Raw genomic sequence first — 10526 nt, forward strand, 5'->3', positions numbered from 1 at the left:
CGGGCCTTCCCGGTCAGTGCCCCCGCATCACCGGCTGCGCCTCTCGCGCATCGGCCGCAGTGCCGGGCGGGTCGACTTCTCGGTCCCGATCTTCCGGGCGAGCCCGGCCACGGTCGGCGCGTCGAAGAGGGTCCGGATCGGAACGTCGACGTCCAGCGCGGCGCGGATCCGCGCGACGAGTTCCACGGCCAGCAGGGAGTGGCCGCCCAGCTCGAAGAAGTCGTCGTCGACGCTCACCTTCTCCAGTCCGAGGGACTCGGCGAACGCCCGGCACAGGAGTTCTTCCTGCCGGTTGGCCGGGGCCCGGCCGACTCCCGCACCCGCCGCGTAGTCCGGGGCGGGCAGCGACTTGCGGTCCAGCTTCCCGTTGGACGTCAGCGGCAGCGCGTCCAGGACCACGACGGCCGACGGCACCATGTGCTCCGGCAGCCGCTGCGCCGCGAAGGCCCGTAGCTGGTCGGACAGGCTGCCGACCTCGTCGTCGGCCACCACGTAGGCCACCAGGCGGACATCGCCCGGCGCGTCCTCACGGGCGACCACCGCCGCCTGCGCGACCTGCGGGTGAGCCGCGATCACGGCCTGGACCTCGCCCGGCTCGATCCGGAAACCACGGACCTTCACCTGCTCGTCCGCACGGCCCAGGTACTGCAGCCGGCCGTCCGCACGCCACCGCGCAACATCTCCCGAGCGGTACATGCGCGCGCCCGGTTCGAAGGGGTTCGCCATGAACCGCTCCGCCGTGAGGCCCGGGCGGCCCACGTAGCCGCGGGCCAGCTGCGCGCCCGCGATGTACAGCTCGCCGGCGACCCCCGGAGCCACCGGCCGCAGCCGCTCGTCCAGGACGAACAGGCGCGTGTTGGCGATCGGGCGCCCGATCGGCACCGGCTCGCCCACGTCCTGTCCGGCCCGGATCTCGAACACCGCACAACCGACGACCGTCTCCGTCGGACCGTACTCGTTGACGACCACCGAGCCCGGAGCGCGCTCCAGCAGGTCGCGCACCACCCCCGGCGGCAGGGCCTCACCACCGACCACCCAGGTGGCGGCGGCACTCTTGATCTGATCGTCCGTCAACATCTGTGACAGCAGCGGCAGGTGGGCCGGTACGACCTTGGCCAGACCGAATCCACCGCCGTCGCGCAGCAGCTGGGCCAGGCCCTCGGCGCCGCCCTCCCGGCTCACCGCCACCGGCGAGCCGGAGATCAGCGGTACGACCACACTGGTCACGGTCAGGTCGAACGCCAGCGAGGAGTGCAGCGGCGCACCGCCCCCGTCCGCGCCGTACGAACCGGCGGCCCACTGCGCGTAGTTGGCGAGTCCGCCATGGGTGACGGCCACGCCCTTGGGGCGGCCCGTCGAACCCGACGTGTAGATCACGTACGCCAGACCGTCCGCTGCCACCGGCACCGCGGGAGCCGTCGTCGGCATCGCCGACAGCTGCATCGCCATGAGCGTGCCGTCCACCGCCACCAGCCGGGCCCGGCCGGCGGGCAGCTCGTCCAGCACCTCCTCGTCCGTCAGCGTCAGTACCGCCCCGCCGTCCGCCAGCATGTACGCGATGCGTTCCGCCGGGTACTCCGGATCGATCGGCAGGTACGCCGCCCCCGCCTTCCACGCGGCGAGGACCGCCACCACCATCTCCACCCCGCGCGGCAGGCACACGCCCACCGTCGACTCGGCGCCGACGCCCTGGGCGAGGAGGTAGTGCGCGAGTCGGTTCGCCCGCGCGTCCAGTTCGCGGTACGACACCCGCGCGCCGTCGGCGATCACCGCCGTCGCGTCCGGTGTGCGGGCGACCTGCGCCGCGAACAGCTCGGGCACCAGACCCGGGCCGAAGTCGGCCGCGGAGTCGTTCCACTCCACCAGCACCCGACTGCGCTCGTCCGCGTCGAGGACGTCCACGGCGCTCAGCCGCAGCCCCGGGTCGCCGCCCACCAGCTCCAGCACCCGCACCAGGCGCTCCGCGATCCGCTCGACGCTCTGCCCGTCGAACAGGTCGGCGGCGCCGACCACGGTCCCGGCCACACCGGCGGGTGCGCCGGAGGCGTCGAACATCTCGCCCAGCAGGACGTCCAGGTCGAACCGCGCCGCCACCGCGGCGCCCGCCGACACACCGCTCACGCCCGCGCCCGGCAGGTCCAGCACCGCCTGCGCGTTGTTCTGCATCGTGAAGACGGTCTGGAAGAGGGGGTGCCGGCCCATCGAGCGCGCGGGGGCCAGCTCCTCCACCAGCCGCTCGAAGGGCACGTCCTGGTGTTCGAAGGCCGACAGGCTCGTCTCCCTGACCCGCCGCAGCACCTCGCGGAAGGTCGGGTCGCCCGACAGGTCCGCCCGGATCACGAGGGTGTTCACGAAGAACCCGACGAGGTCGTCGAGCGCCGCGTCCGTACGGCCCGCGTTGGCCGCACCGATCGGTACGTCCGCACCCGCGCCCAGTCGCGACAGCAGCACCGCCAGCGCCGACTGCAGGACCATGAACATCGTCACGCCCTCGGCCCGCGCCACCCGCGCCAGCTCCGCGTGCAGCGCCGCCGGAACCCGCACCGGCACTTCGACACCGCGGTTCGAGGCCACCGCCGGCCGGGGCCGGTCCACCGGCAGCGCCAGCTCTTCCGGAACTCCCTCCAATGCCCCGCGCCAGTAATCGACCTGACGTGACATCAGGCTTTCGGGGTCGTCGCCGTCGCCCAGCAGCTCACGCTGCCAGAGCGCGTAGTCGGCGTACTGCACCGGCAGCGGCGACCAAGCGGGCACCCGGCCCTGCGAGCGCGCCGCGTACGCGACCGACAGGTCCTGGGCCAGTGGCGCCCACGACCAGCCGTCACCCGCGATGTGGTGCACCACGACGACCAGCACCCGTTCCTGCGGCCCGGCCTCGAACAGCCAGGCGCGGAACGGAACTTCCGCCGCCAGGTCGAACAGGTGACCCGACGCCGCGGCCACCGAGTCCTCCAGCTCCTCGGGGGCCACCTGAACCACCGACAGCTCCCATTCCAGCTCCTCGGCCGGGACGATCCGCTGGTACGGTTCGCCGTTCTCCGTCGGCAGGACCGTACGGAGCACCTCGTGGCGGCCGACGACGTCCCGCAGAGCCGCGCCGAGCGCGCGGCGGTCGATCCGCCCCGGCAGCTTCATCGCGATCGGGATGTTGTAGGCGGCGCCCGCGTCCTGGAGCTGGCCGATGAACCACATCCGGCGCTGCGCGAACGACAGCGGCACCCGGTCGGGGCGCTCCATCGGCGTCAGGGCCGGACGGCCGTGCCCGTCGCCGTCCGCGAGACGGGCGGCCAGGGCCGCGACGGTCGGTGCGTCGAACAGGACCCGGATGTCCAGGTTCACGCCGAGCACCGCCCGGACCCGGCTGGCCAGCCGGACCGCGAGCAGGGAGTGGCCGCCGAGGGCGAAGAAGTCGTCGTCGACGCCGACGCTCTCCACGCCGAGCACCTGCGCGAAGACACCGCAGAGGATCTCCTCGCGCATGTCGGCCGGTCCGCGGCCCGCCGCGGTCCGTTCCTCGGGGGTGGGGAGGGCCTTGCGGTCCAGCTTGCCGTTCACGGTCAGTGGCAGCGCGTCGAGCACGACGACCGCGGCCGGGACCATGTACTCCGGCAGCCGCTCGGCGGCGAGCCGGGTGATCAGCTCGGGCAGGTCGGTGGGTGCGCCGGCCACGGGGACCACGTAAGCGACGAGGCGCTTCTCGCCCGGGGTGTCCTCACGGACGACGACCGCGGCCTGGGCGGCCTGCGGGTGCGAGCCCACCACGTTCTCGATCTCGCCCGGCTCGATCCGGAAACCACGGATCTTGACCTGGTCGTCGGTGCGGCCCGCGAACACGAGCTTTCCGTCCGCCGTCCAGCAGGCCCGGTCGCCGGTGCGGTACAGCCGCTCCCCGGGACCGCCGAACGGGTTGGCCACGAAGCGCTCGGCCGTCAGGCCGGGACGCCCCAGGTACCCGCGGGCCAGGCCCGCACCGGCGACGTACAGCTCGCCGGCGACTCCGACCGGTACGGGGGCCAGGGACTCGTCCAGGACGAACACCCGGGTGTTGAGCACCGGGGTGCCGATCGCGACCTCGCCCGTGGCCGGGTCGCAGAGCGAGAGGGTCGCGTCGACGGTCGTCTCGGTCGGACCGTAGGAATTGAACAGCTCGTGACCGCGCGCCCAGCGCGCCATCACCTCCGGCGGGCACGCCTCACCGGCGGTCACCAGGACCACGTCCGCACCGATGGACCCCTCGTCGAGGGTGGCCAGTACGGCGGGCGGCAGCGTCACGTGCGTGACCCCCTGCTCGGCCAGGAACACCGGCAGGGCCTCGCCGAGGCGCCGATCCTGCGGGATCACCACGAGCGTCGCACCGGTCAGCAGGGCCATCATCCATTCCCAGCCGAAGGTGTCGAAGCCCGCGGAGGCGAACTGTCCCACCCGCGACCCGGCACCGACCCCCAGGTAGCGCATGTGGCCCGCCACCAGGCTGGACACACCCGCGTGAGAGACCAGCACGCCCTTCGGACGGCCCGTCGACCCCGAGGTGTAGATCACGTACGCGGGAGACTCCACCCGCGCCGCGGGGCCCGCCTGCGGCCCGTCCGACAGTACGGCCAGCTCGGCCACCGTCTCCGGCCCGTCCACCAGCACCACGGAACCCGGGACGGCCGCCGCGGTTGCCGAGGAGGCCAGCACCGCCACCGGCCCCGCGTCCTTCAGCATGTAGGCGATCCGGTCCACCGGATACGCCGGATCGATCGGCATGTAGGCGCCGCCGGCCTTGGCGACCGCCAGCAGCGCCACCATCAGCTCGGCCCCGCGCTCCAGGCACACGCCGACGACCGACTCCGCGCCCACGCCCCGCGACGTCAGCAGCCGCGCCAGCCGGTTCGCCCGGGCGTCCAGCTCCGCGTACGTGAGCGCCGCGTCGTCGGCCACCACGGCCACCGCGTCCGGAGCCAGCGCCACCTGCGCCTCGAACAGCTCCGCCACGGAACCCGGCGCCACCTTGGCATCGGTCGCGTTCCACTCCACCAGCATCCGCTCGCGCTCGGCCGGGTCCAGCACGTCGACCGCGCTGAGCCGGAGCTGCGGATCGGCGGTCACCACGTCCAGCACCTGTGCCAGACGGACCGCGAGGCGCCGCGCCGACTCCTCCTCCAGCAGGTCCGCCGCGGCGGTCACCGAACCCATCACGCCCGCGGGCGCCCCGTGCTCGTCGAACGTCTCGGTCACGATGACGTCGAGGTCGAACCTCGCCAGCGCCGCACCCGTCGCGATCGGCCGCACCCGCAGACCCGGCAGGTCCAGGCTCGCCTCCTCCGTGTTCTGCAGCGTGAGCATCACCTGGAACAGGGCGTGCCGGGCCATGGACCGGCTCGGGGCCAGCTCCTCCACGAGCCGCTCGAACGGCACGTCCTGGTGGGTGAGCGCCTCCAGGCTCCGCTCCCGCACGCGGCCCAGCACCGTACGGAACGTCGGGTCCCCCGACAGGTCGGTGCGCACCACGAGGGTGTTGAGGAAGAAGCCGACCAGGTCGTTCAGGGCCTCGTCGGTCCGGCCCGCATTGGGCGAGCCGATCGGGATGTCCGTACCGGCGCCCAGTCGTGAGAACAGCACCGCCAGGGCGGCCTGCAGCACCATGAACACCGTCACGCCCTCGGCCCGCGCCAGCTCCACCAGCCGGGCGTGGACCTCGGCGCGGACCTCGACCGGCACCTGGTGGCCCCGGTGCGAGGGAACCGCGGGACGCGGGTGGTCGAAGGGCATCGTCAGCTCCTCCGGCACCCCCTGCAGGGCGTCGCGCCAGTAGTCGGCCTGGCGGGAGATCAAGCTCTCCGGGTCGCGCTCGTCGCCCAGCAGACCGCGCTGCCACAGCGCGTAGTCGGCGTACTGGACGGGCAGGGGCTCCCATTGCGGGGCCCGGCCGGCGCAGCGTGCCGCGTAGGCCTCGGAGATGTCGCGGGCCAGCACGCCCGTCGACCAGCCGTCGCTGGCGATGTGGTGGATCGTCACCACCAGCACCTGCTCCTCGGGAGCGGTCCGCAGCAGGCTCGCCCTGATCGGCAGCTCCGACGCCAGGTCGAACAGGTGCCCCACCGCCTCGGCGACGGTGGCTTCCAGTGCCCCGGCCGCCACGTCGGCGACGGACAGCCGCCACGTCAGCGCCTCGACCGGAAGGACCTGCTGGTACGGCTCGTCGTCCAGCACCGGGAAGACGGTGCGCAGCACCTCGTGCCGGCCGATGACGTCGAGCAGCGCCGCGTTCAGCGCGTCCTCGTCCAGGCGGCCCCGCAGGCGCAGGGCGACCGGCACGTTGTAGGTCGCGCTCGGGCCCTCCAGCTGCCCGAGGAACCACAGGCGGCGCTGGCCGTAGGACAGCGGCGCGCGCTCCGGCCGCTCCCCGGCCGTCAGTGCGACGCGTGCGGTGTCGGCGCCGGTCAGCCGGGCCGCCAGGGCGGCCACCGTCGGAGCGTCGAAGAGCGCCCGCAGCGGCACCTCCACGCCCAGGACCGTGCGGATCCGGCTCATCAGCCGGGTGGCGAGCAGGGAATGGCCGCCGAGGGCGAAGAAGTCGTCGTCCACGCCGACCTTCTCCAGGCCCAGCACCTGTGCGAACACGCCGCACAGCAGCTCTTCGCGGAGCGTCGCCGGGCCGCGGCCCGGACCGGTCGTGTACTCGGGCGCGGGCAGCGCCTTGCGGTCGAGCTTGCCGTTGACGGTCAGCGGCAGCGCGTCGAGCACGATGACGGCCGAGGGCACCATGTAGCCGGGCAGCCGTTCGGCGACGAACTTCCTTACGGATGCCGGCAGTCCGGCCGGGTCGCCGGTGGCCACCACGTAGGAGGCCAGCAGCGTGCCACCGGTCGGCTCCTGCCGCACGATCACCACGGCCTGGTCGACCCGCGGGTGGGCGGCGACCGCCGCCCGGACCTCGCCCAGCTCGATCCGGAACCCGCGGACCTTGACCTGGTCGTCGGCCCGGCCCAGATAGCGCAGGTTCCCGTCCGGGCCCCGGCGCACCAGGTCGCCCGTGCGGTACAGCCTCTCCCCCGGCGCGCCGAAGGGATCGGCGACGAACCGCTCCGCCGTCAGCGCCCGGCGTCCCAGGTACCCGCGGGCCAGGCCCGCGCCCGCCAGGTACAGCTCACCGGCCGCGCCCACCGGGACGGGCGACAGCGAGCCGTCCAGTACGTACGCGCGAGTGTTGCCGATCGGCACGCCGACCGGTACCTCCGCCGCACCGGGCCGGGCCCGCCACGACAGGGCGTCCACGGTCGTCTCGGTCGGGCCGTAGGTGTTGAACATGAGGCGTCCCGCGGCCCAGCGGTCGACCAGCTCGGGCGGGCAGGCCTCGCCGCCCACCTCGAGCACGACGTCCGGCGCGATCGAGCCCTCGTCCAGTCCGGCCAGTACAGCGGGCGGCAGCGTCGCGTGCGTCACTCCCGACTCCGCGAAGAAGCCAGCCAGTTCGGCGCCGACGCGGCGGTTCGCGGGGACCACCACCAGCGCCGCCCCGTAGGTGAGGGCCAGCGACCACTCCAGGCAGAAGTTGTCGAAGCTCACCGACGCGAACTGCGCCACGCGGGAGCCGGGACCGGCTCCGAAGCGGGACAGCGCGGCCACCGTGTTGGAGAACGCCCCGAGCGGGACGCCCACCGCCTTGGGCCGGCCCGTGGAGCCCGACGTGTAGATCACGTAGGCCAGTTGTCCGGGCAGTGCCGTCGCCCGTCCGGCCGGATCCGCTCCCGCGGACTCCTCCCGGAGCTCCTCGGCGCAGTCCACGAGCACCACGGGGGCCCCGGCCTCCGCCACGACCGCGGCCGTGGCCGTGGAGGCCAGCACCAGCGCGGGCGCGGCGTCCTGGACCATGAAGGTGATGCGCTCGGCCGGGTACTCCGGGTCGACGGGCAGGTAGGCGGCTCCCGCCTTCAGCACCGCCACGACCGCCACGATCAGGTCCACGCCCCGTTCGAGGGCGAGGCCGACCACGGACTCCGGGCCGACGCCCCGGCCGGTCAGGAACCGGGCGAGCCGCTCCGAGCGCGCGTCCAGCTCCGCGTACGACACCTCGGTGCCGTCGGCCACCACGGCCGGCGCGTCCGGGGTCCGCGCCGCCCAGGCCTCGAACAGCCCGACCACCGGCTCCGGGGGCACCTCGGCCGCGGTGTCGTTCCACTCGGCGAGGACCTGGCGCAGTTCCGCGCCGGCCAGCACCGGCAGCGCGGCGAGCCGCTGGTCGGCGCCACCCGCGAGCGTCGTCTCCAGCGCGCCGACCAGGTGCTCGGTGGCGGTGCGCAGCAGCACGCCGACCGCCACCGGGTCGACCGGGGCCACCGCGTCGACGGCGAGTGCGAGGGCGTCACCGTCGTCGTCGACCGAGATGCTCAGCGGGTAGTTGGTGCGCTCCTGGGTGAACAGCTGCCGGACGCCCGAGAGGTCCTCGGACGGCGTTTCGGCGGGCTCCGCGGGCCCGGGGGCTGCGTTGTGGCGGTAGTTGAAGAGAGAGGTGAACAGGGGGGTGTCCCCGCCCACCCCACTGACCTGCTGGGCCATGGCCAGCGAGGCGTGCTCGTGCTCCAGCAGCTCGGCCAGCTGGCCCCGCATCGCGGAGACCGCGGCGAGGGCGCCCAGCTCGTCCGTGCGGACCCGCACGGGGAGGGTGTTGATGTACGGGCCGAGTACGCGCCCCGCACCGGCGCCCGCGCTCATGCGGCCGAGCAGCACGGTGCCGAAGACGACGTCCTGGCGGTCCGAGACCGCCGCGAGGACCCGTGCCCAGGCCACGTGCATGACGGTGGCCGCGCTGGTGCCGGCCTTGCGCGCCACGTCACGCAGCCGGGCGTTCAGTTCCGGTCCGAAGGGCACGACGGCCTGCACCGAGTCGACGCCGTCGCCCCGGACGTCGGCCATCCCGTACGGTGCGGTCGGCTCGTCCACCTCGCCGAGCAGGTCCCGGAAGTAGCGCTCGTGCTCCGCCCGGGCTTCGCCGCTTCGGGCCTGCGCCACGAAGTTCCGGAAGGGCAGCGGCTCCGGGAGGCGGTTTCCGTGGCCGGACATGAAGGCCCGCACCTCGTCGAGGAGGGCTTCGAGCGCCGTGTGGTCCTGGACCATGTGGTGCAGTCGCACCAGCGCGAGCTGCCGGCCGCTGCCGGGGACCGCCGCGGTGTGGACCGTGATCATGGGCGCGCGACCCAGGTCCATGGCGGCGCCGACGCGGGCCACCAGTTCGGCGACCGGGTCGTCGGTCCGCTCGGCGAGGGCCACCTCGTCGACCGGCAGACCGGCGCGCCGCCAGACCACCTGGACCGGCTCGCGCAGTCCTTCCCAGACGATGGAGGTCCGGTAGATGTCGTGCCGGTCGATCACCTGCTGGAGCGCCCGGGTGAAGCCGTCGAGCCGTTCCGGCGACTCGAATTCGATGACCGTGGGCAGGACGTAGGCGTCCACCCCTCCCTCGGCCAGCAGGTGGTGGAAGAGCAGTCCATCCTGGAGGGGTGCCAGTGGGTAGACGTCGGCCACGTTCGCGGCGCCGCCGGGGACGGTCGCGACGATCCGGGCGACCTCCTCGGTGGTCAGGTCGACGAGCGGCAGCATCTCCGGGGTGATCTCCACCGCATCGGCGGGGATCAGGTTCGCCGGGACCTCCACCTGCGCCGCCCCCGTGGAGGCCGCCAGGGCGGCCGGGGTCGGGGTCTGGAAGAACGCCCGCACGGACACCGCTACGCCCTGAACGCGCAGGCGCTCCACCAGACGCACGGCGAGCAGCGAGTGGCCGCCGAGCCGGAAGAAGTCGTCGTCGACACCGACGCCCTCCAGGCCCAGCACTTCGGCGAAGGCCGCGCAGACGATCTCCTCGCGTGCGTTCGCCGGCCCGCGGCCGGACCCGGCCGTGTACTCGGGGGCGGGCAGGGCCTTGCGGTCGAGCTTGCCGTTGGCGCTGAGCGGCAGGGCGTCCAGCACGACGACGGCGGAGGGGACCATGTACTCGGGCAGCTGCCCGGCGGCGAACGACCTGACCGCTTCGGCCAGTTCCGCGCCGGTACCGGCGGCCACGACGTAGGCGACCAGACGGGCCTCCCCGAGGACGTCCCCGAGGACGTCTTCGCGGGCGATCACGGCGGCCTGGGCGACCTCCGGGTGTGCCGCGATGACGGCCTGGACCTCACCGGGCTCGATCCGGAAACCACGGATCTTGACCTGCTCGTCGGTACGGCCCAGGTACTCCACCTGACCGTCGGCCGTCCACCGCGCGATGTCACCCGTACGGTACATCCGCGCGCCCGGCTCGAACGGGTTCGCGACGAACCGCTCCGCCGTGAGCGCCGAGCGGGCGGCGTAACCACGGGCCAGCTGCACGCCGGCCAGGTACAGCTCGCCACCGGCCCCGACCGGGACCGGTTCGAGGGCCGCATCCAGCACGTACACGCGGGTGTTGGCGACCGGGGCACCGATCGGTACCGTCCCGGTGCCCTGCTCCGGACGGCACTGCCAAGCCGTCACATCGACCGACGCCTCCGTCGGACCGTAGAGGTTGTGCA

The 10526-nt window shown here is 73.7% G+C and carries 1 protein-coding gene; it reads right to left on the reverse strand.

All coding sequences use genetic code 11. The features are described from left to right. Window positions 1–27 precede the first annotated feature (27 nt). A partial coding sequence (locus IE257_RS37285) for a non-ribosomal peptide synthetase (protein WP_189974489.1) occupies window positions 28–10526 on the reverse strand: 10499 nt, incomplete at its 5' end.

The organism is Streptomyces avidinii (assembly GCF_014650695.1).
In the GTDB taxonomy this organism is placed as follows: Bacteria; Actinomycetota; Actinomycetes; order Streptomycetales; family Streptomycetaceae; genus Streptomyces; species Streptomyces avidinii.